Annotated in this window: 23 protein-coding genes and 2 pseudogenes; 11 read left to right on the plus strand and 14 right to left on the minus strand. The window is 37.6% G+C overall.

The window, feature by feature from the left end; translation table 11 throughout:
- Positions 1–94: 94 nt before the first annotated feature.
- Together SOI82_RS08585 and SOI82_RS08590 are read right to left on the minus strand one after the other, a co-directional pair.
- Complete coding sequence (locus SOI82_RS08585; protein WP_320667010.1) at positions 95–502, minus strand: DUF4278 domain-containing protein; 408 nt, start codon at positions 500–502, stop codon at positions 95–97.
- Between the two features lie 176 nt (positions 503–678).
- On the minus strand, positions 679–852 hold the full coding sequence (locus tag SOI82_RS08590) for a hypothetical protein (RefSeq protein ID WP_320667011.1): 174 nt from the start codon (positions 850–852) through the stop codon (positions 679–681).
- Between the two features lie 327 nt (positions 853–1,179).
- Here SOI82_RS08590 and SOI82_RS08595 point away from each other — a divergent pair, with 327 nt between their 5' ends.
- Positions 1,180–1,287 carry a high light inducible protein gene (locus tag SOI82_RS08595; protein ID WP_320668406.1) on the plus strand — a complete coding sequence of 36 codons (108 nt, stop codon included), beginning with the start codon at positions 1,180–1,182 and terminating at the stop codon, positions 1,285–1,287.
- 1,397 nt (positions 1,288–2,684) lie between these two features.
- Here the strand turns inward: SOI82_RS08595 and SOI82_RS08600 are convergent.
- From SOI82_RS08600 to SOI82_RS10540, 4 genes and pseudogenes are all read right to left on the minus strand, one after another.
- On the minus strand, positions 2,685–2,858 hold the full coding sequence (locus SOI82_RS08600) for a hypothetical protein (protein ID WP_320667012.1): 174 nt from the start codon (positions 2,856–2,858) through the stop codon (positions 2,685–2,687).
- Positions 2,859–3,092: 234 nt separating this feature from the next.
- Complete coding sequence (locus SOI82_RS08605; protein ID WP_320667013.1) at positions 3,093–3,767, minus strand: hypothetical protein; 675 nt, start codon at positions 3,765–3,767, stop codon at positions 3,093–3,095.
- Between the two features lie 43 nt (positions 3,768–3,810).
- Entirely contained in the window at positions 3,811–3,951 is a 141-nt protein-coding gene (locus SOI82_RS08610; protein ID WP_320667014.1) for a hypothetical protein, read from the minus strand.
- Positions 3,952–4,238: 287 nt separating this feature from the next.
- Positions 4,239–4,298: pseudogene (locus SOI82_RS10540) on the minus strand (hypothetical protein); the annotation flags it as partial.
- Between the two features lie 268 nt (positions 4,299–4,566).
- On the opposite strand from SOI82_RS10540, the gene SOI82_RS08620 reads away from it, so the two are divergent.
- Entirely contained in the window at positions 4,567–5,259 is a 693-nt protein-coding gene (locus SOI82_RS08620) for an outer membrane protein (RefSeq protein ID WP_320667015.1), read from the plus strand.
- Between the two features lie 298 nt (positions 5,260–5,557).
- On the opposite strand, the gene SOI82_RS08625 is transcribed toward SOI82_RS08620, so the two are convergent.
- The 4 genes and pseudogenes from SOI82_RS08625 to SOI82_RS08640 form a co-directional block, all read right to left on the minus strand.
- Positions 5,558–6,109 (minus strand): hypothetical protein, encoded by a 552-nt coding sequence (locus tag SOI82_RS08625; RefSeq protein WP_320667016.1) that lies wholly within the window; start codon positions 6,107–6,109, stop codon positions 5,558–5,560.
- A gap of 532 nt (positions 6,110–6,641) precedes the next feature.
- Positions 6,642–7,502, minus strand: a pseudogene (locus SOI82_RS08630) (LOG family protein).
- Positions 7,503–7,561: 59 nt separating this feature from the next.
- Positions 7,562–7,888 (minus strand): hypothetical protein, encoded by a 327-nt coding sequence (locus SOI82_RS08635; RefSeq protein ID WP_320668466.1) that lies wholly within the window; start codon positions 7,886–7,888, stop codon positions 7,562–7,564.
- Positions 7,885–8,019: a hypothetical protein gene (locus SOI82_RS08640; protein ID WP_320667017.1), complete on the minus strand. Its 135-nt coding sequence runs from the start codon at positions 8,017–8,019 to the stop codon at positions 7,885–7,887. Before SOI82_RS08640 ends, SOI82_RS08635 begins: the two co-directional genes overlap by 4 nt.
- A 1,096-nt stretch (positions 8,020–9,115) precedes the next feature.
- On the opposite strand from SOI82_RS08640, the gene pstS reads away from it, so the two are divergent.
- The 3 genes from pstS to SOI82_RS08655 all read left to right on the plus strand — a co-directional run bounded on the left by pstS (position 9,116) and on the right by SOI82_RS08655 (position 11,774).
- The gene (gene pstS / locus SOI82_RS08645) at positions 9,116–10,105 is read left to right on the plus strand and encodes a phosphate ABC transporter substrate-binding protein PstS (RefSeq protein ID WP_320667018.1); all 990 of its coding nucleotides are present in this window, start codon (positions 9,116–9,118) and stop codon (positions 10,103–10,105) included.
- An 18-nt stretch (positions 10,106–10,123) separates the two neighbouring features.
- Complete coding sequence (locus tag SOI82_RS08650; RefSeq protein ID WP_320667019.1) at positions 10,124–10,453, plus strand: metalloregulator ArsR/SmtB family transcription factor; 330 nt, start codon at positions 10,124–10,126, stop codon at positions 10,451–10,453.
- 484 nt (positions 10,454–10,937) lie between these two features.
- Positions 10,938–11,774 carry a hypothetical protein gene (locus tag SOI82_RS08655; protein ID WP_320667020.1) on the plus strand — a complete coding sequence of 279 codons (837 nt, stop codon included), beginning with the start codon at positions 10,938–10,940 and terminating at the stop codon, positions 11,772–11,774.
- Positions 11,775–11,947: 173 nt separating this feature from the next.
- On the opposite strand, the gene SOI82_RS08660 is transcribed toward SOI82_RS08655, so the two are convergent.
- On the minus strand, positions 11,948–12,385 hold the full coding sequence (locus SOI82_RS08660; protein WP_320667021.1) for a hypothetical protein: 438 nt from the start codon (positions 12,383–12,385) through the stop codon (positions 11,948–11,950).
- A 168-nt stretch (positions 12,386–12,553) separates the two neighbouring features.
- Between SOI82_RS08660 and SOI82_RS08665 the strand changes: the two genes are divergently transcribed.
- From SOI82_RS08665 to SOI82_RS08675, 3 genes are all read left to right on the plus strand, one after another.
- Entirely contained in the window at positions 12,554–12,703 is a 150-nt protein-coding gene (locus SOI82_RS08665; RefSeq protein ID WP_320667022.1) for a hypothetical protein, read from the plus strand.
- A 99-nt stretch (positions 12,704–12,802) separates the two neighbouring features.
- Entirely contained in the window at positions 12,803–13,075 is a 273-nt protein-coding gene (locus SOI82_RS08670) for a DUF3303 domain-containing protein (protein WP_320667023.1), read from the plus strand.
- 689 nt (positions 13,076–13,764) lie between these two features.
- Entirely contained in the window at positions 13,765–14,778 is a 1,014-nt protein-coding gene (locus SOI82_RS08675) for an aldehyde reductase (protein ID WP_320667024.1), read from the plus strand.
- Positions 14,779–14,912: 134 nt separating this feature from the next.
- Here SOI82_RS08675 and SOI82_RS08680 read toward each other — a convergent pair whose 3' ends face one another.
- The 3 genes from SOI82_RS08680 to SOI82_RS08690 form a co-directional block, all read right to left on the minus strand.
- Entirely contained in the window at positions 14,913–15,320 is a 408-nt protein-coding gene (locus SOI82_RS08680) for a pyrimidine dimer DNA glycosylase/endonuclease V (protein ID WP_320667025.1), read from the minus strand.
- A gap of 158 nt (positions 15,321–15,478) precedes the next feature.
- On the minus strand, positions 15,479–15,688 hold the full coding sequence (locus SOI82_RS08685) for a hypothetical protein (protein WP_320667026.1): 210 nt from the start codon (positions 15,686–15,688) through the stop codon (positions 15,479–15,481).
- A gap of 363 nt (positions 15,689–16,051) precedes the next feature.
- Positions 16,052–17,809 carry an FAD-dependent oxidoreductase gene (locus SOI82_RS08690; RefSeq protein WP_320667027.1) on the minus strand — a complete coding sequence of 586 codons (1,758 nt, stop codon included), beginning with the start codon at positions 17,807–17,809 and terminating at the stop codon, positions 16,052–16,054.
- Positions 17,810–18,155: 346 nt separating this feature from the next.
- Here SOI82_RS08690 and SOI82_RS10545 point away from each other — a divergent pair, with 346 nt between their 5' ends.
- From SOI82_RS10545 to SOI82_RS08700, 3 genes are all read left to right on the plus strand, one after another.
- Positions 18,156–18,257 (plus strand): DUF4278 domain-containing protein, encoded by a 102-nt coding sequence (locus SOI82_RS10545; protein ID WP_414153509.1) that lies wholly within the window; start codon positions 18,156–18,158, stop codon positions 18,255–18,257.
- A gap of 491 nt (positions 18,258–18,748) precedes the next feature.
- Positions 18,749–19,243 (plus strand): peroxiredoxin, encoded by a 495-nt coding sequence (locus tag SOI82_RS08695; protein ID WP_320667028.1) that lies wholly within the window; start codon positions 18,749–18,751, stop codon positions 19,241–19,243.
- A 184-nt stretch (positions 19,244–19,427) separates the two neighbouring features.
- Positions 19,428–19,910: a hypothetical protein gene (locus SOI82_RS08700; RefSeq protein WP_320667029.1), complete on the plus strand. Its 483-nt coding sequence runs from the start codon at positions 19,428–19,430 to the stop codon at positions 19,908–19,910.
- Positions 19,911–20,011 lie beyond the last annotated feature (101 nt).

Below are 20,011 nucleotides of genomic sequence, written 5' to 3' on the forward strand. Positions count from 1 at the left end.
CCTTTCTTGAATAAGATAACCTCTTAATTAAAAAGTTAGATTTAGATGATTGATTTGTGGTTGCAATTATTTTATTTGGAGGGATCCACTATAATTATTCTTTGGAGAAATAATCTAAATCAGCATCTAACATGCTCTGATTATCTTGGTTTGAACAGCATCTATACATAAGGTTGATAATACGTTTTGGATCAATTTTAAAAGCTGCAACCTCATCCCATAGTTTGCGACTAAGCTCATCATTGGCGAGATTAAATTGTGCATTAATAAGATCCCTTGCTAACGAGAAGATTTTTTTGTTAGCATCAGGTCTATAAGGCTTGTTAGTAGACCCTTTAGACAAGTATTTGTTGCCACGATAGATTAAATCATTTTGAACCTTAGATATTAATTGTCTTTTTTGAATGTAAATGCTCCGCCTGTACTTTAATTGGACAGACTTTTTAGACACAATTTCTTTGTTTTGGGTATATTTGTTACCACGATAAAGAAGCTTTTCCATTGTTTAGAGATTGAAGTTGGCCAAAGAAAATTTCTTTCTGTTGATTAACAGGGTCTTTGAGAAACGAGCCTGAATGCGCTTTGGCCATATGTCCTCTTTATTGATAGCTACTAAGGACTAGAGATGTAGTTCATAAGGGCACAAAAAATAGCTTTTTGTCTTTTCTCCCTGAAGCATTATTGTTCGACATCAATGCTTTCATAGTAGGGACGATCTACGTAGTCAGCATCTGAGCAGTACATATCTCCGTAGATCTCCTTTAGTAATTCATAGGCATCGTCGTAGTTGTCGAAGCCCTGAGAGGTAATGGGATCCTCTTCTCCGGCGTCTGAATTGATCAGGTATCTCATTCCAGCTTTAATCTTTCCCCGTGTGGATCTGTCCGAAGAGCTTCTCTATACGTAGTTGAATTGCATACATCTAAGTTTTGTCAAAGAAAGACTTTCGCCTTTGCTGTTTTTGATGGTGATAGCAGCTCATAAAGCTGTAAAACCATTTCAATGTGCTGAGGCCGCTAGGCCACATATTCCAATTCCGTTCTGCCCCAATAAAGAAATCAAGCAGGATAAGCCAAGCTAATGAATAAAAGAAAAAAGATCAATCAATGCCGTAGGGGTTTATACCCACAGTTCCTTCATGTTTCCTTTATATTTAAAGGGTTATTTTTAACTACTCTCATGACTCCTGAAGCAGAAAAATTTAATGGCTGGGCTGCAATGATCGGCTTTGTAGCAGCACTTGGTTCTTATGCAACAACTGGACAGATGATTCCAGGTATTTTTTAAATGGAATTCAATCCATTCAAGCCTTATCTGCAAAGTATTAAAAAATTTCTTACTAGATAAAGCTGAAGTAGGTATCAAAATTGATCCTTGACGGTCTGGTCAAGGGTCTTTTTTTTGTGTTCAATGAAAGCTAAGTGCTAACTCTAGGGTGCGAATTCTGTTGGCATGAATAGCTTTGAGAGGGAGGATTCTCGACATCTATTCTTAGCCTGTTTGCTAGTTTAAGAAGTGATGCTTTGCACCATTTCTTGCGTTCGTTTTGGTGACCATTAATGCTCTTTTCCCTTGAGCATCCTTTGGCAGTTACGCTGAGACTTTCTATTTCTTCTTATTCAGAGTTCACGCATATTTCGGACATATCTATCATCGGATGTAACTTTAGGCACAAGAAAACCCGCCAAAGGCGGGCTCTTGGAGATCATGAGCAAGTGTTGCCTTGTTTCCACTGCTCGGAGAATCTCATCTCCTCACTTCAGGTATTTTTACCTAATTAGTTAATTTTGGCAAGCCCTCTAGCTCATAAAAAAAGGCCCTTGCGAAACGCGCCGGACCTGGGTGATGGGGAACCTGTTTTCTAAGAGAGATTGAGCTCAAAATCAACCCCCACAAGTAGTGTTTTTTCTGATCGGTTGTATAAGTCACACTATAAATAGCGTGTATCTACCGATGACAAATCGCTTGACAGTGACTAGTGTCATCCAAGTGGCCGGGTGATGGGGATCAAACGGTCTTATGAAGCCTCTTCTGATCAAGAGGCTTTTTTATTGTGTGATGACTTTTCCTAATGCAGGTGCAACCACCCTGCAGAAATATTGAATTCACTTAATTCAGAACAAACTAGGTTCTAACTAGAGCTTTCGTTCTGGTTACCCAAGTATTTGGCCTTATTTTCAAATCTTCTAAATTAGCGCTGTCGAAAGCAGCAGCATTATTGGCTTTTGACGCCCAAGGATCAACTTCTTAAATATGCTTCTAGGCTATGCCTCCATCGACATGGCTGCCACCCTGCATCGATTTCTGCGATATGGGCCCTTAGGCAGTTGGCAGCAAAGTTACTGATAAAAGGGTTTGAATATGTCTAGGTCTTCATGGCTTAAAGATTGCATGCTGGCGAGAAAGAGTAGAGATAAAAGATCATGGGTAATAAGCTCATAGAAGCTAAGGGCTTCCTTATCTTCTCGTTAGAATTTCCCAGCATAGATTCCTAGAGATTGTGCAGATTCATTGTTATTAATGGCTTTTAACTGTTCATTAGCCATTAGTTAATTTCGCTTATTTGCTTGGTATAACTAGTGTTTAAAGGATTAGAGTGAAATCAGAGTAACTACAGTTCTAAATAAAAAGTATCAAGCTGGTTGGACAGGTATTCTGCATGTATTGATGATCACCCAAATCGTTCAATCTTTTAGCTCAATGATCTCGTAGTAAAGAGGAGCTACGTAGTCAGCATCTGAGCAGTACATATCTCCGTAGATCTCCTTTAGTAATTCATAGGCATCGTCGTAGTTGTCGAAGCCCTGAGAGGTAATGGGATCCTCTTCTCCGGCGTCTGAATTGATCAGGTATCTCATTCCAGCTTTAATCTTTCCCCGTGTGGATCTGTCCGAAGAGCTTCTCTATACGTAGTTGAATTGCATACATCTAAGTTTTGTCAAAGAAAGACTTTCGCCTTTGCTGTTTTTGATGGTGATAGCAGCTCATAAAGCTGTAACCCAAGGAAGAGCAGTCCCATTAGGACCAGAACCGAATATGGATCACCAAGCACTAAATTTCGGCCTTTCTGTGTAATTCCGTTCTAGCTGTTGTCAGACTCTCTGAATTTGACCCATAGTTGCCTTCTCTCCAATGAATGTATTCAGATCCTCTGGTGGCAGCCAACTTCTATTAGCCCCATTCTTAAAGGCAAAGCGTAGGAATTCCGCTGCGTATTGGATCCGGAGTCGTCGGCTTGCTGAGCCAGGCTCTCCCCCATGACGTTCAACAAGGGTTTTTAAAACCGAGTAGCCACTTGATACAGAAGTTTCGCCAGTGAGGATAAGCAATGTGCGGTCAATAGGAGTTCGGTAGTTTCGGTTCCAAACTCGTGATCCTTTCTTCCCATTACTTGTTTTATGCGATTTGAATTTTCTAGCTAGTTGTTCCCAGTCGAGTGCACCATTTAATCCAGACTCGTTATTTTGTTTCACTAGCTCATATGCTTCTGCTAGGCCCTTTCCTTGAGACTTCATTATTAGCGAAATGTCTGTGGAGATTTTCAATATCCATCCTGCACTTGTGCCTACCCATGGAACAAAATCTGGATTGTTCTTGGCCTTTGGCCCAAGAACAATGCTGGTTCTGTTGCCATCTTCAAAACGAACTGTCAGCTGAACCTTTTGAATAAGACCTTTCCCTATGCCTCGGACCATCCATCCTTCGCCACATGCCTGTCGAATTTCTTCGCGCAGGGAGGTGATCCATTTTGAAGGCTTATCAGGCATTATTTTTATTGAATACTAGACAGGAGTAGTAGTAGGTCTTTCATTAGCTATCCAATCTTTCTGCATAGTCTCTTAAAACCTCTGCTATTTTGTGTGGCGGTATTTCTTGCTGATATTCCTTGCATAACTCAAAGAACTTGTCTAGAAATTCCTTCATAGGACTTGGTCTCTTTTCTTTAGTCATTTGAGCCTTAAAAGTGTGTACAGAGTGTGAACGGATTTTGTGACTTCCTTGAAACTGTTTTCATTGAGTCAAATGCACTGGTTCATTAGCTAGCAGTTAACCGCCTGTTGAGCCATCGGATCTCAGAGAAAAGTGTTGGTTTGAATAAAGTTTGAATAAACCCTCGATTTCAGTGTCTGCATTGATTGACTAGTTACCAAAACGATAGTGCTTACGAACTGTTTTATGCACTTCTCACTTGCAAGACATTCCAGCAGGAAAAACAACTAGATCACCGACTCCAAATCTCAGAGGCTGACTCCATCAGGAGTAACGATCACATCTCCTTTGATTAGTAAGCAAGCTTCCTGAGAGTTATATGTCCAAGTGAATGTAGTTGGATCACAAGTCTATATATGCCATTGCTAGATCCTTAGCTAGTTGATTATGCATTTGGCAGGAGGAGGTGATTTAGATTGACAACTTCTGCGCTTAGAGCTCAAGCTCTTTCTACCTATTTTTAGTAATTTAATTAGTTGATTTCAGTAAAAGCCAAACATCGTTCCGCCTATTTTGACTAGTCCATCTAGATAAACTTGAGTATTATTTTGTTGTATTTTTTGTGTGAGAAATCAAGTGTCATTAAGAAAGAGCTTGCTTACGGCAAGCATTGTTTGCTCTTGTGTAGCTACTCCAGTTTTCGCTGATGTGTATTCTGCAGGCCAATCAGTAGAAGATGATAAAGGCTTTTACGGGGTACTTTCTGTAGGTATTGGTGATATCGATGGAACCAAGTGGGAATCAACTATTGGCGGGACAAAATATGGTGGTAAGGCACCTGTTGATGCAGGCTTCTCAGGGGAAGTAGGCATTGGATATGACTTTGGTGCGTGGCGTACTGATTTGACTTATGAGAATGGAGGTGGTGATTTAGGTGATTGTACAGAAACTAAAGTTACAGGAACTAATTGCTCATCAACTAGTGGAGAGGTCGAAACTAACAGCTTTATGATTAATGCCTACTACGATATAGATACTAATTCTAAATGGGAGCCTTACGTCGGAGCAGGAATTGGCACCACTAATTTTGATGTGGAAAACTTTACGGTTGGTGGCACAAAATATAAACTTGGTGATGATGATAGTACTACGTATCAATTAAAAGCAGGAGTAACTCATCCTGTTAGTGACAAGATGGATCTATTTGGAGAAGCAGCTTATAAAATTTATGATGATATAGAAACTTCTACTAACGTTGCAGGAGTGAAATTTAAGGTGAAAGACAGTACAGAGTGGGTAGCTAAATTAGGACTACGCTATATGTTCTAAACTTAGCCAAATTTAATTTTTAAATTGTAAAAAGGCGATATTTTTATATCGTCCTTTTTTATTTTTAGATTTTACTTTCTATTTATTGCCTTGGCGCAATGTTGTCATAGCTAGGGTCTCATAGTAGCCGATATCAGAGCAGCATATAAATCTGATACACCAGGAAGATGTGTCCACTTAGAGTAAGCAGCGACTATGGATCACAAACATTAAATCTCTAGCTTTTTGAGCAATTCTTTGCTATCTGCCTTTCGTAAATCTTGATCCATTGGAAGAAGATCAAGTTATGTCGAAAAAGTTATTTAAGACTTTTCGTAATAACTGCGTTTAGGAAAGCATGATTCAACTTTTCTAAAGGATCATTAGACCACAACACTAGAGCAGTCCTCATTGCGCAAGATCCATGCCTATAAGCCTGTGTCATTTCTTGAGCTGTTAAAGAATGTGTACCTAATAATATTGTGAAGACTAGTTCGGGAGAGGCATGAGGGAGCTTCTTGAGCACCAATGATAATTCTTGCAAGGCCTTCTCGATAGTCAGTCCCTTTTCTTTGCAGTGATATTCAAATTCTTCCTTAGCAACTTCGCCATATTTCTTTGCTCCATGATCAGTAAAGATAACTCCGATGTTTTGTTTTAATGTAGCTGCACTCTTCTTTAAACCAAGGCTTTCCTCTATCTTTATGAGCCTCTCTTCAAGTAGAGCATCATTATCTAATTTGTGATTGTTGTCTAGTTTCTCAGTGACATATTGCGTCAAGGTTTTTCCTTCCTGTATCGCTTGTTTTTTTAGCTTTAACAAGAGCTCAGGTTCAATATTTATATTTAGCTGCGTTCGACCTTTCGCCATTTTCGTGGTTGACTATAAGTTAACTATATCTTTTTAAGAGGATAATTGCAGCTTCACTCAAACTCTTGTAAATTAATTCCTCTCTCCCTTTGAATTTCTTTGCTTGAACTGGCTATTGTTGAGACATGTCAGCCCTGGCAGCCAGTATGGATGATCTTGTTTGCTGGAAAGGTTATCGATAGATCTAGATTAGTTAGTGGTAAGACTTTTGGAAGAAAGGTGTAGGGATTAAATTTGTTTCTTATAAGAAAGAGAATAAGTGCTTTGAAATAAATAGTTTTTACCTGGCTATGACTTCATGAGCGAATATGAGATTCTTGTTTAGCTATTGGAATAAAAGGTTTAGAGAGCTTTTGGGAGTTAGAACCTTGTTGGAATTAGAGCAAGCTTTCCTTTCTATTATTTTGACTAAATTATCTTCTTTGTGCTTTTAGTATTTCCAGTGTTTAGGGAGTATTAGGGGTAGCTTTAACCTATTGCCTTGATTGATTCCTTAATGAATGAGGGAAAGGCCGTCTGTGGAGACATCAGTTCAGGTTGAGGCATCTTGCTTGATTATTTCCCAGGCTTCTAAGGCTGTATCTGCATATTGAAAGAGCTTTAGGTGATCATCGGCAATCAGCCCAGAATCTGCAAGTAGTTGAAAATCAATAGCTTTAGACCAATATTCTCGCCCAAAAAGAATTATAGGGATATTGTTCTTCATTCCAGTCTGACGAAGTGTTAAAAGCTCAAATAGTTCATCAAATGTTCCAAAGCCACCAGGAAAAAATACGGCTGCAATTGAACGCATTACAAAGTGAATTTTGCGCAACGCAAAATAATTAAATTTAAAACAAAGTCCAGGTGTGATAAATGGATTTGGATTTTGTTCATTAGGGATACTGATGTTTAAGCCTATTGATTTGCAGTCTGCATCAAAAGCACCTCTATTAGCAGCTTCCATAATGCCAGGACCACCACCAGTAACAATTACATGAGAACGGCACTCCTTTATTTGATTTTCTCTAGACACAATTCTAGAAAACTCTCTTGCAGATTAATAGTAATGAGACATTAAATATGCTTTTTCTAACCTATCTTTTTCCCTTTGTAGTTGACTTGAATCCGTATTTTCTTCTAACATTCTACATGCTTCTTCTAGTTTTCGTTTTGCAGACAATCTGTCTAAGATGTTTGCTCCTCCGAATACAATAATAGTTGATAATATCTTTTCATTCTCGAGTATTTGTTCTGGCTTGCTAATCTCAAGCAACATGCGAACTCCTCGCATCTCATCGCTATTCAATAACTCTAAATCCTGATGAGCTAAATGATAAGAATTGGAACTGAGTATTAATTTCAGATTCTGTTTTGCAATTTCATTATCATCACTGCGTTCGTAGTGTTTCACCGTTGTCCTCTAATAGCACTTCGCCTCTTAGAAAGGATAGTAGATATAGTTCTTATTTGTCATAGATCTTGCGAAACAAGATCACACTTGGTGAGTTCTGGAGTCGCAAGTCGATCAAGAATTCTTGCCATGTCCACTGCTGAGAGTTCTCCATCGCTAGACCACTTCAGTGTCGTTTTTCGCTGAGCAGGGATTTGTTCTTTTGTTGCTGTCAGTAGATTATTTTTTCTCTCTAAGTCTTCTAAATACGCCTTCGCAGAATGTAAGTCACCTGAGTAAATACAACGACTTCTTGAGCAAGATCGAAAGATTCGACCAGAATCCCCTTTAAAACAAGTAATTGATCCACCTTGAGAACTTATGAATAAAGGATTTTTTGTGATCACTTTTCCTCCTTTTTTAGGTGAATATCAATACATTGAGTTAAGCAATGGATACCATCATCACTTAGAGAGCAGGCAGTAATGCATTCAAAATACTCGTCAATAGCATCGTGTTCGATGTTAACTTCATCCATTAAATGGACGCTTTTGGTAATCATAAGTTGCACCTCTTTGATTGGCTTACGAAACTAGCATTGAATCTATATTTGGGGTCATTATTATACGAAAGATAAAGTACCTATTTTCTCTTGCAAGTGGAAAAGAAGATTATAAAAAATAATATAGAGTCCTTCTTAAGTAATAAAAACTGACCCTTCTTTGTCCCCAAAGAAAGAAAGGCCAGTTTTTATTACTCGTCTTTTAGAGAAGCTATTTGCTATTGATCGCCTGGGGCCAAGGATCTAGGTGTAAGGCTGATAAAGGCTCCATTGAGGGCACCTAAACGATGCAGAGGAGTGTCATTAATGCTTTAGAGGCCATCTATGACCAGCCCACTTGTAAAATGAGACTGTTGGAGCAGGGACCAGAAGTCAATTCGCTTCTATTTAATACTCAGGCGGAGTATCGATCATGAACCCCTCCGGCTGACATTGGGGTAATTCTGTAGCAACCGCTACAAAAAGACAATGCGCCTTAATGCTTATTTCTTCTGACTTCTTTTGGCGATAAGGTTTGGCCTTTTATTGTTAATCGTGGAATGAAAACAGTTTTTTCCTTGAAGAGGCATTCACCATGGCTACTTCTAAGTTGTGATCCTGAAATTGAATATCTTTGTTCAATTTTGTTGCCAGAATTTTACTGGAATAGATATTTAAAAATCGCTAAGGCCTTTAGGTATTAATGGCTGTTTAATTTCTATTGAAAGGAGGTATATATAGTCGTGTCAATAGATTTGGGCGCATTTTGTGGTATTGATTTTGAGCAGACTTTGGTGTCATCATTGCTTATAAGACAAATATTGTGTTTAAAAAGGGGCATAACATTGCCTTTATTAATTAAGACAAGGCCTTGCTTTATTTGCATATTCCAAATACTTGATAAAACTTTTTGTGGCGAATTTTTGTAATGGTATTTATCTCTCTGGCGCTTTCGTCCAACACCTTTAATATTCTTAGACGAATATTTGCTCTGAAACTGACAGGAAGAAGAGACGAAATCTCCATCAATATTGCTTGATTACATCAAGATAATTTGATTAGATTAATATGTGCCAATGCTGTTGTGGCTCTCATGACCTTCATAAAGAAGGGTCTTCTGCTCTCTTCCACCCTTGCTCTTGGTACAGGTATAACCACTGCCTGTGTCTCATCGGGTATATCTTCAAAAATCAACGGGGCGGGTGCAACGTTCCCAGCGAAGATTTATACCCGTTGGTTTTCCGATTTAGCAAAGACCGGTGGTCCCAAAGTGAACTACCAAGCAGTGGGATCTGGATCTGGGCGTAAAGCTTTTATCGATCAATCTGTGGATTTTGGTGCTTCTGATGATCCCATGAAAGCCATGGATATTGCCAAAGTCACTCGTGGCTTGGTTCAAATTCCTATGGTTGGGGGCACTATTGCTTTTGGCTATAACAATCCAGATTGCGATCTCAAGCTGAGCCAAAAGCAAGCTGTAAGAGTTGCTATGGGCAAAGTTACTAATTGGAGTGAATTGAATTGCCCTGCAGGCAAACTCCTCTGGGTTCATCGTTCAGATGGCTCAGGCACAACTAAGGTCTTCACGAACTCAATGCAGGCGTTCTCTAGTGAATGGACATTAGGAACAGGTAAATCGGTGGCCTGGCCCGAAGGAGTTGGAGGGAAAGGTAACGCCGGTGTTGCTGGAGTGATCCAGCAGACTCCAGGTGCTATTGGTTATCTCAATCAGTCTTATATCAGAGGCAACATTAAAGCGGCAGCATTGCAAAACCTTTCTGGAGAATTTTTAAAGCCAAGCACTAAAGCAGGTGCAATTGCTCTCAATGGAATCAGACTGGATCAAAACCTCGCTGGAAAAAATCCAAATCCAACAGCTCGTGGTGCTTATCCGATTGCAACTTTGACTTGGATATTGGGGTATGAAACTGGTAATGGCTCTAAAACAAAAGCTATTAAAGATGCTTTGAATTACTTATTGAGCGATGATGTTCAAAATAAAGCTCCTAGTTTGGGATTTGTTCCACTTAAAGGGAACATCCTTAATAAAGCTCGTTTTGCTGTGGAGAGAATCAGCGAATAGTAAAAAGTTTTTAGATTAATGGGATTAGTATTTGCTAAAAAAGATGTGCTTGCAACAAGTCAAGCAAGTGGGCTTCTCAAGGCTTTAGCCGATCCACTTCGCATGAAAGTCATTGAGTCTTTGTCAGAAGGAGAGTGTTGTGTTTGTGATCTGATGAAAAAGACAAGTCTTGCGCAATCACGCTTGTCATTTCATCTTAAGGTTCTTAAAGATTCTGGATTAATTACAGATCGACAAAGTGGCCGTTGGGTTTACTACAAATTGGATCTTGAAGCGTTCCAATTGCTAGAAGATTGGATAGCAGATCTGAAACACACTTGCCATAGTGCAGCAAATACTAGTCCTTGAATATCAATACTTTTCCACCTTTTAAAGTAATTAGCGACTTTCTAATTATTCATAGGTTCTATCCATTCCACCACCACTGTCCATGGCAAGCTCTTTGGTGATGACAAATATTGTCTGAAAAGCACTTAAGACTTAATAGCTAAGGATATTTAGATCTAAAGCTATGTGCAGGATACGTTCTTCAAAATCTCGAATGATTTACGGAGATGCATATCTATAACGAGATCCAGGTTGTCATAGCTAAAATTCCGCAATCTGTCTACTTAATAGATTCATAAGAAGAATTATCCTTGCAGGTTAATTGTAGTTGAAATGCATTCTCTCAAATTAACTCGGTGGCTTTGGGATAAGAACTTTTCAGATGTTCTTATGATTTACATCATTGGTTTATAGACCTAAGAGAGCTTTTATATTCAATGATTAAGAAGCTTATAGAGTAATTTGATGCCTATTATAATTAATTTCTAAAATAAGAGTATTCAATATGCATAAGTTCTTCAAAAAGGTTGCTTCGAATCTTATCCCTCCAGGAGTGTTTAAGCTGTATCAATTCCTCGCCTCAGGGAAAAGTAGATATACATATAAAGGCATTTTTAATACCTTTGAAGAGGCTAAGAATGCATCTGGACAGGATTCACCCTATCTAAATAAAGATTTTGATAAAGCAGCTGTTGATGAAACATACTCAGTGCTTTCCAAATTGAATCTCTACGGAAGGAGTGATCAACGTAAAGGGTTATTGCTGGAAATGATTTTAAAACTAAGATATCCCCATCGAAAGGCTACCATCCTTGATTATGGTGGTGGAAATTACCCTCAATATGCCTACCTTTCAAGAGAAATACAAGATATAACAAATACAATTATAATAGACAGAAAAGATCTCATACAACTAATTAGGCAAGATTCTAGGTTCTCTAAATTGCCAGCTAATTTAAAGTTCTTAGATTTAAATGAATTTGAAGCTGCTAAGCTAAATATAGATATAGTATATTTTGGATCTACTGTTCAGTATATAAGTGACTTAATTTCGAATATTGGCAGCCTTTCTCAGAAAGGCTGCCAATATGTAATCATTTGCGATAGCACTTTTACTGAAAAGGATCATGATATATATGTTCTGCAACAGAATGAGCCGCCTTCTGTCTTTCCAAATAAATGGCATTCAAGGAAAGACCTTATACAAAACATGAATAAAATTGGTTATGACTTAATTCTTGAAAATCGCAGAAGACATAATTACAAGCATGATTCGATTAGGCCAGAAGATTTTTTTTATCAAACATTTATATTTGAGAGATGTAAGACTGACAATGTCTAAATTACTAGACTATATTTTTTATTGAATAGAGGGAAAGGAAAGTGGTACGTCTTTCATCATTTATTACTATTCTAGACAAGCAAAATCATTAACTAAGCGTTTTTCTTGGAAGTCTTCTGTAACAATGCCTTCTTAGTAAGCATTAAGGAATGGAATTAGCAAGAGGCTTATTATTATTGCCTTAGAGACTCTTTCTGTCGAATCTGGGGTAGATTCAAACCCTTAGATTTGCTTGGAATTTTACTTGCTAATTGAGTTAGATAATTATCAAGCTCTTCTTTAGTACCTGTAAAGTTTTTTCCACATTTATCAAAAATATTATTGGATAAGGAAGCAGATAAATCTTCTCTTGGAGAAGACATTAGTTCATTCATAACAGGGGTCAAGAAAAAGCCTTGTGCAAGTTGAGGTGACAGTTGAGCAGCAGCACTTGCTCCGGATTCCTCAGACGTCATCCCTTTGGCAATAGACTTGCAAAATTTCTCTGCAAACTTCTGACTTATATCTGAAACAGCTGGTGACAAATCTGTAGCTGATCCAAATGATCTAATCGGAGTAAGAAAAAATGCTGTTGCGAAAAGACAGGCAAGTAGTAAAAGTAAACGACGCATAAAAAACGGCCTGTGCAGACTCAGACCGTATCAGGTATCTCACTACCTGTCTGGCATTTAACCGGTTTTACCAATCAGGTGCCCTCGTAAGGAATACCCAAAAATATTAAGTAGGTCGAAAGCGTTGAGTTTGTTTGCTCGCCACCAGCACCAACAAAATTTTCTAAAATGAATGAACTACATCGAAACGTTAAGCTCGGCGAGGTGTCAGTGACTGTTTTGCTTTCGGTTGCTCGATTGGCCAGAGGCAGTAAACCAAGACATGACGGAAAGAAAGAACATATTTGCTTACATATTCACTCTTCTCTTTTTAATTAAAATCCTTTTCTAAACATACTTAGAGCACTGAATCAGTATCCCGTTGGACATACGAGTGAGTTTTCTTTCTGCTATGAATGACTAGTTTTTAAAAAAGTCATGCTCTACATTCAGCACTGGAAGATCAAAGCTGGTTATCACCAGAAAAGTGCAGAAAAGTTTTTAGCGACTGGCGCTCCTTATCCAGGCGTTAAATCATTTTCTCGTTATCATTCACCAGGTTCATTAGAAGGTTGGATTGTTGTTGACTCAGATGATCCAAAAGCTCTTTATGAGCATGCCGCTGAATGGGCTGAGTTTCTGGATTGGGACACAACTCCAGTGCTAACTGACGAAGAGGCTGGTCCTATTTGCGCAAAGGTCTACAGCTAAACAGCTAATTGACTTGATTGAGAAGTTTTTTGGCAGCTCTCCTTCTCTCATAGAGATTTGATAAGTACTAAAAAAGCCTCTTGATCAGAAGAGGCTTCATAAGACCGTTTGATCCCCATCACCCGGCCACTTGGATGACACTAGTCACTGTCAAGCGATTTGTCATCGGTAGATACACGCTATTTATAGTGTGACTTATACAACCGATCAGAAAAAACACTACTTGTGGGGGTTGATTTTGAGCTCAATCTCTCTTAGAAAACAGGTTCCCCATCACCCAGGTCCGGCGCGTTTCGCAAGGGCCTTTTTTTATGAGCTAGAGGGCTTGCCAAAATTAACTAATTAGGTAAAAATACCTGAAGTGAGGAGATGAGATTCTCCGAGCAGTGGAAACAAGGCAACACTTGCTCATGATCTCCAAGAGCCCGCCTTTGGCGGGTTTTCTTTCTGAATTTGTTTTTAGTGTGGAGATAATTGACTAAATACCTTTTAGGCGCCCTAATATCTTCGATTGGTTTGAGAACATAATTGAGTGATCTTTTTTAAATTAAAAGTTTTAAACTAGATTTTGATGGGGGATAAAAAATGTGTGAAATTAATTCTGCAATTCGTTCAAATTCCATTAGAGCAATCAAATCAACTAGTACATTTTCAATAGTTCATTTCTTGTTTAGATATATGATAATGATATGAAAATAAATCAAGAAAAAGTTTTAGTCACTGGTGCATCCGGATATATAGCTCTGCATTGCATTGCAGAGTTATTAAAAAAAGGGTACAGGGTAAAGGGATCTCTCAGAGATTTGAATCGACAGGATGAAGTGAGAAAATCTTTAGCTTTAGAAGCTGAATATGAAAAACTTGAATTTTGCAAACTGAATCTTCTAGATAATCAAGGCTGGGAAGCTGCTGCTTCTGATTGTGATTATCTTCTTCATATTGCTTCTCCATGCTCTATCGAGGAGCCAACAAATGAGAAGCAACTGATTAAGCCTGCATTAAAAGGAACATTGAGTGCATTAAAGGCTGCTCAAAAATCTAATGTAAAAAAAGTAGTGTTAACTTCTTCCATTGGTGCAATAGCTTATGGCCACAGTAAAAGCACCTGTGACCCTACTGATTGGACTGATACCTCAAAAGATGTTGGAGCTTATATAAAAAGTAAAACCATAGCTGAAAAAGCAGCCTGGGATTTTATGACTAATCAATCTGATACGTCATTTACAATGACGACGATTCATCCTGGAATGGTCTTTGGACCATTGCTTAGCAATGCTATAGAAGGTATGTCTGCAGGCCTAATTACAAAAATGATTAGCGGTAAATTTTTAGCCTTACCAGACATCTACTTTACTGTTGTTGATGTAAGAGATATAGCAAAATTGCATGTAGAATCCATAACGAATAAACAAAGTGATCATAAAAGGATAATTGCTACATCTCAACAAGCTATTTCATTCTTAGAAATTTCAAAAATATTAAGAGAGCTTGGATTTAATAAATCTCCTCAAAATAGAATTCCAACTCAACTGATAAATTCTTTAGCGATATTCAATATAGGGATGAAAAATACTGCTTCTATGATTAAAAGAGGTTGCTATAGTGTAGATACATCAGAAACTATTTCACTTTATGATTGGGACCCTATCCCCTTCAAAAAAACCTTAAAGGATATGACTAAATCTTTAAAGACAATGAGTTAATAACGATAGCTTACATTGAGATGTAAAAGTTGAAATTTAGAACTAAAGGATTGCAATATAAGGATACCTAATAATCTATTTCAAAGCAATTATCAGAATTAAAATTGAGAGATTAGATAGAAGGTTCTTTTTGATTATTTATTTGTCCAGCGATACCATTTTGGCTTTTGAGTTAGCTTTTCATTGATTCTTATCCTTATAAGTTCAATATCTTTCGCTTTTGGTTCCCAATCTTGATAAAGTTCATAAGGCCATTGTTCTTTTTTAAATTTGCGAGCTGGATTAGGACTCATTCCACGCCTCTTCATTTCTGCTATAAGCTTTAAATATCTTTTATGAAGGTATTTCCCTTTATTATAAAAGAATTTAACGTGTCCAGTATTTAATGTAAAATCCTTAGGTAATCGTTCTTTTATTTGATTCCAGCTTGGAGATTTTAATGACCGCTGTAGCGCAGATCCAACCATAAAAATCTCTCTATACTCTGCCACTAAATGTTGATCAGAGAGTTCACTTGGGCTGACTAGATTTATTCTTGTCATATGAAGATGATTTTTTACTCATTTTCTTAATGAGCAATAGTACATCTCCCTAAGAAAGTATTTTGGGCTAGGCTTATCAACTACATTTCTCGTAAGCCCCTTTGCCTTGCACCTAAAGAGAAGCCATTACAGCTCGTTCTTGTTCTGAAGGAGTCAAGTTAACTATTTCCATTTTGATCTTTTTCTTTAGTTCTTTGCTCCTGAGATTCGCTGTATAGCTCGAATACCTTTTGCGCAACAGCCAAGGTTGATGCAACAAGTAGACCTATGGCAAAGAGCTGGAAGTAGCTTGCTTGTAGGTGCATCAATATCGTGTCAACGATTTCATAGTAAGGCGGCCTTTTACAGTCAGCATCAAAGTCGCGCATATCTCCGTAGATCACTTCTAAAAGTAATGTGCCTCCTTGTGATTACCGAAGCCCTTTGAGGTTATTAAGCAACACTGCGAATGAGTTTTCAATGAATGTTTGCTTGGACTTGAATCCTAGGCAACATTCTCTAGGAGGTTGGCTTTAAGGTGCTATTAGTCTGCAAGCTTCGAAGAAAAGATTATTGCCAGAAAAAAGATCTCGCCTGGAAGATGATATTTTCTATGATAGGTTGAACTCCAATAGGCTTGATTTAAAGCCTTTGATCTTATATGGGATCAAGATCTTAAATAGATCGTTTTAATCCTTTTAAAAATTAGATCAGGTTCTGTTCCTGTAATTGATCTTTTATTAGGTTAAAGCTTATTCAATTAATTTGCCTTCGAAGTTAACTATTTGGTCGCTACTGCTAATAATGTCTTGATGATTCTTTTGTAAAGGAGCAATGTGATTTACGCATATATCTAGGTCAAGAGTACGCTTATTAAGCTTTATATGATAATTGCATCTTTCAGAAGGATTTAATTTGGGATAATCACTCCTTTGATGCGCTCCTCGGCTTTCTTTTCTTTGAAGAGCAGAGAGTATTGTTGCTTGCGCGGAAGTTACAGATGCCTCTAAATTAAAAATTTGAATAAGATCTTTATAACTGCTATCACTGCTTCGAATATTAACGCTTTCAATCATATCTTTAATTTCTAGAACTTTCTTTAAGCCTGTTTCTAGCAACTCTTTATCTTTTATAACACCACAATATTTCCACATAGTATTACTTAAATGAAGTTGTAATGGTGTTACTGCCTCTGTGCCTTTTCTTAGAAACCTATTAATATTTTCATGGGCTTTTTTAATCGACTTATCTGATTTGATGTGTGAATTTATTTGCTTAGAGTAACTAATACTAGCTAACCCAGCTCTTTTGCCGAAAATTAAGATTTCAGCAAGTGAATTCCCTCCTAGGCGATTAGCCCCATGAAGGCCTCCTGCTACTTCCCCAGCAGCATATAAACCTCTTATTGACGTGCAATGATCTTCAGGGCTTATGAATACTCCTCCCATGGAATAGTGAGCAGTTGGAGCTACCTCCATTGGGTGCTTTGAAATGTCAAGCATTTGTGTGTCTAAAAACTGCTTATAAATACTTGGCAATTTTTTCATTATGAACTCTTTGCTTTTATGACTAATGTCCAGGTAAACACCTCCGTTAGGTGTTCCACGCCCTTCCACTATTTCTGTATAATTCGCGATCGCAACTCTATCTCTGGTTGATAATTCCATTCTTTTCTTATCATAATTAGCCATGAACCTCTCTCCTTTGCTATTTATAAGCTTTCCACCTTCTCCTCTTACTGCCTCTGTGACTAATGTTCCTGCGATTTCTTCTGGTAAAAGAATTCCTGAGGGATGAAATTGAACCATTTCCATATCAGTTAACTCACAACCTGCTTTTAGGCTTAGGTAATATCCATCCCCTGTATTTTCATTTTTTCTTGAAGAACTTCTTTTCCATATTTTCGTATGTCCACCCGTACAAAGAATAACAGCATTAGCTATGTGGACTGTCCTTTCATTTGTTCTGGTATTGAAGGACATAGCTCCAAAGCAAACTTTATCTCTAATAAGTAAGTCAGTAACATATTGATTGTCATCAATTGGAATATTTAGAGCATCGGCTTTCTTCAGGAGTGCTTTTAATATTGATAGACCAGTGTAATCACCTGAGTAACATGTTCGTCTATAGGTATGTGCCCCAAAATATCTTTGATCTAGGCTTCCATTTTCTAACTTCGCAAAATTTGCGCCCCACCTATCTATTTCTTTTACAAGAGTCGGAGACTCTTTTGCCATTAGTTCAATTTGTAGTGGATCTCCAATTCCATAACCTTCCAAATAGGTATCTGCAAAATGGTGTTCCCAAGAATCTTCGGGATCTATATTCCCAAATGCAGCATTAATTCCACCTGCAGCTAAAACAGTATGTGAATCTGTTTTCACCCTCTTCCCCAAAACTAAAACTTCAAGCCCAGCCAACTTGACTTCTATAGCTGCTCTTAGCCCAGCTCCTCCACAACCAATTACTAAGACATTGGATATTTGAGTTAAGTGATTGTTGATATACATCGCACGATTGCAAATTGATAGAGGGTTTAAGCAGGTTTGGAAACTTCTTGGAGCCAACATAAAGTATTAATTTTAATAACACCTCCGTAGATAAGATTATTTAACTTCTGTATTCCATTAGCACAGGATGTGTTTATGACATGTCAATGATCTACTAGCGAAAAGGAGAATAATGAAATAAAAAGCTAGCCAATTTTTTTTTTGCTCTACCCACTAACAGTTAATTAACTTTTCTTGTTATGCTGGTTTAGTAGCAAATGCTACTAAAACGTTCGACTCTCTTTCGAGAGCCGCAGCTCGACTCAAGCCATGGAACGGGGACTTGAGCTAAAACGGAGAAAGATCAATGTCTCTTATTTACAGAGGGAAAAAGTACAACCAGCAGAAAGAAGTCGCTGTTAAGGAGCATGTTCTCCTTACTTATCGTGGAAAGCAGTATCTACGTTAAATTAGTCAAAATCTGGGAAAGAAAAAGGGCCTTCAAAGTAGGGCCTTTTTTTTTTGATTAATTTGATATGACTGGTTTTTATTGCCTTTTGGTTTCGGTAACAATATAAACCATGCTAATCAAATATTGCTTATTCTCGGATAATTAGCGATAAGAATATAAATACTCTTCAAAATATAAGCATTATTTGATGCTTATATTTTCTTGCTTTTAGTAGGTGAGGAATCTTGCTATCTTGCATCATTCACACTTTCGCTCTTGGCTGGCTAGTATCTACCTCTTTAGTACAAAACATGGGAGGAGTTCAATCAACTATAGGCATTTGCACAGGCAGGGAAACTATTCTTTACTTCTTTGGCCAATCAGAAGCTCTGGCTGCTCTTAACTTTTGTCAAAGTACGTGATTATGATGATCCATAAGTGAGGGAAAATACTTCCTGTTGTTTAAGACTTTTAAAGCTATTACCACTAGATTTTTTTTCAATCTATCCATGACTTTACAGATCGGTGATTCAATTCCTGATTTTTTGTTGTTTGATCAGGAAGGAAACTATAGAAGTAATAAGGAATGCATAGGTAAATTATTGGTACTATTTTTTTATCCTAAGAATGACACCCCAGGATGCATAGCTCAAGCTTGTGGGTTTCGTGATAAATATGACCTATTTAAACTCCTTGGAGCTTTGGTTTGGGGTGTTAATAACGATAATCAAGAGAGTCATCGTAAGTTTGCAGAAAAAAATCAACTTCCATTTCCATTATTATGCGATGAGGAGAATTTATTAAGAAAACAATTTGGAGTTCCAAAGATATTAGGACTTCTTGATGGAAGAGTGACTTATATAATTGATTCAAAAGGGATCATTCGCCATGTTTTTAAAGACCTTCTAGATGGCCCCCAACATGTCATAGAAGCTTTGATAGTTCTGGAAAAAATGAAACTAGAGTTAAAATCATATAAGAGAATTGCAACAAAGATTTGTTGACTTCTTTTATTCCTAATAGAGAGCTGTAGCAATTAAGAAGGCCTAAGAGGCCTCAATAGCTTCTTTAATAAATTAGTATCAATAAAACAACTATTTAAATTTCGATGGCTGACGCTAACACAAGAGATTTTTCTCACAAGTGACTAAGTAGACTATTGGATATTTATGGATTATCAGCAGCTATATGACCAAAATTTGCGGATATATTGCAGCATTGCTGTTTTGCTTCTTACTTCAACTAAGTCCTAGCCCTGCAATGGCATGTGTTGAGGGTTTGTCGTGGGGAATGGACCTTTTGAGTGTAGAGAGACATATTGGTCAGCCTTTAGTACCTATTCAAGGAGGGATAAATAATGATTTGTTTGAAGTTAGAGATTTCAAAATGAGCGGACTACCTGTAAAAAGCCTTCGTGTTCGTGTCGAAGATAAAAATGGTTTACAACAACTTGCTTATGAAATGGAATATAAAAATATGACTGAAGTCTTGGCAGGTTTAAGAAAGCGTTTTGGCCCACCAGTAGGTACTAGCCTTGATGTTGATGGAGGATACCCTCAACAACAATGGATTTGGCATACTGGAGAAGATGTGATTACCGCTATTAAGAGTGATAAAAGCCCCTTTCTTCTTTCTTATAGACCATCACTTCTAGACCCTTCGTTTCTTTAAAAAGAGTTAGTTAATCCGCTTCTTCGATTGATTTTAATTCTTCTTCTTAAAATTAAGAACAACTATTGATTAGCTAACAGCATAGATTGCTTTCTAATCGT

The organism is Prochlorococcus sp. MIT 1307 (assembly GCF_034092395.1).
GTDB lineage: Bacteria > Cyanobacteriota > Cyanobacteriia > PCC-6307 > Cyanobiaceae > AG-363-K07.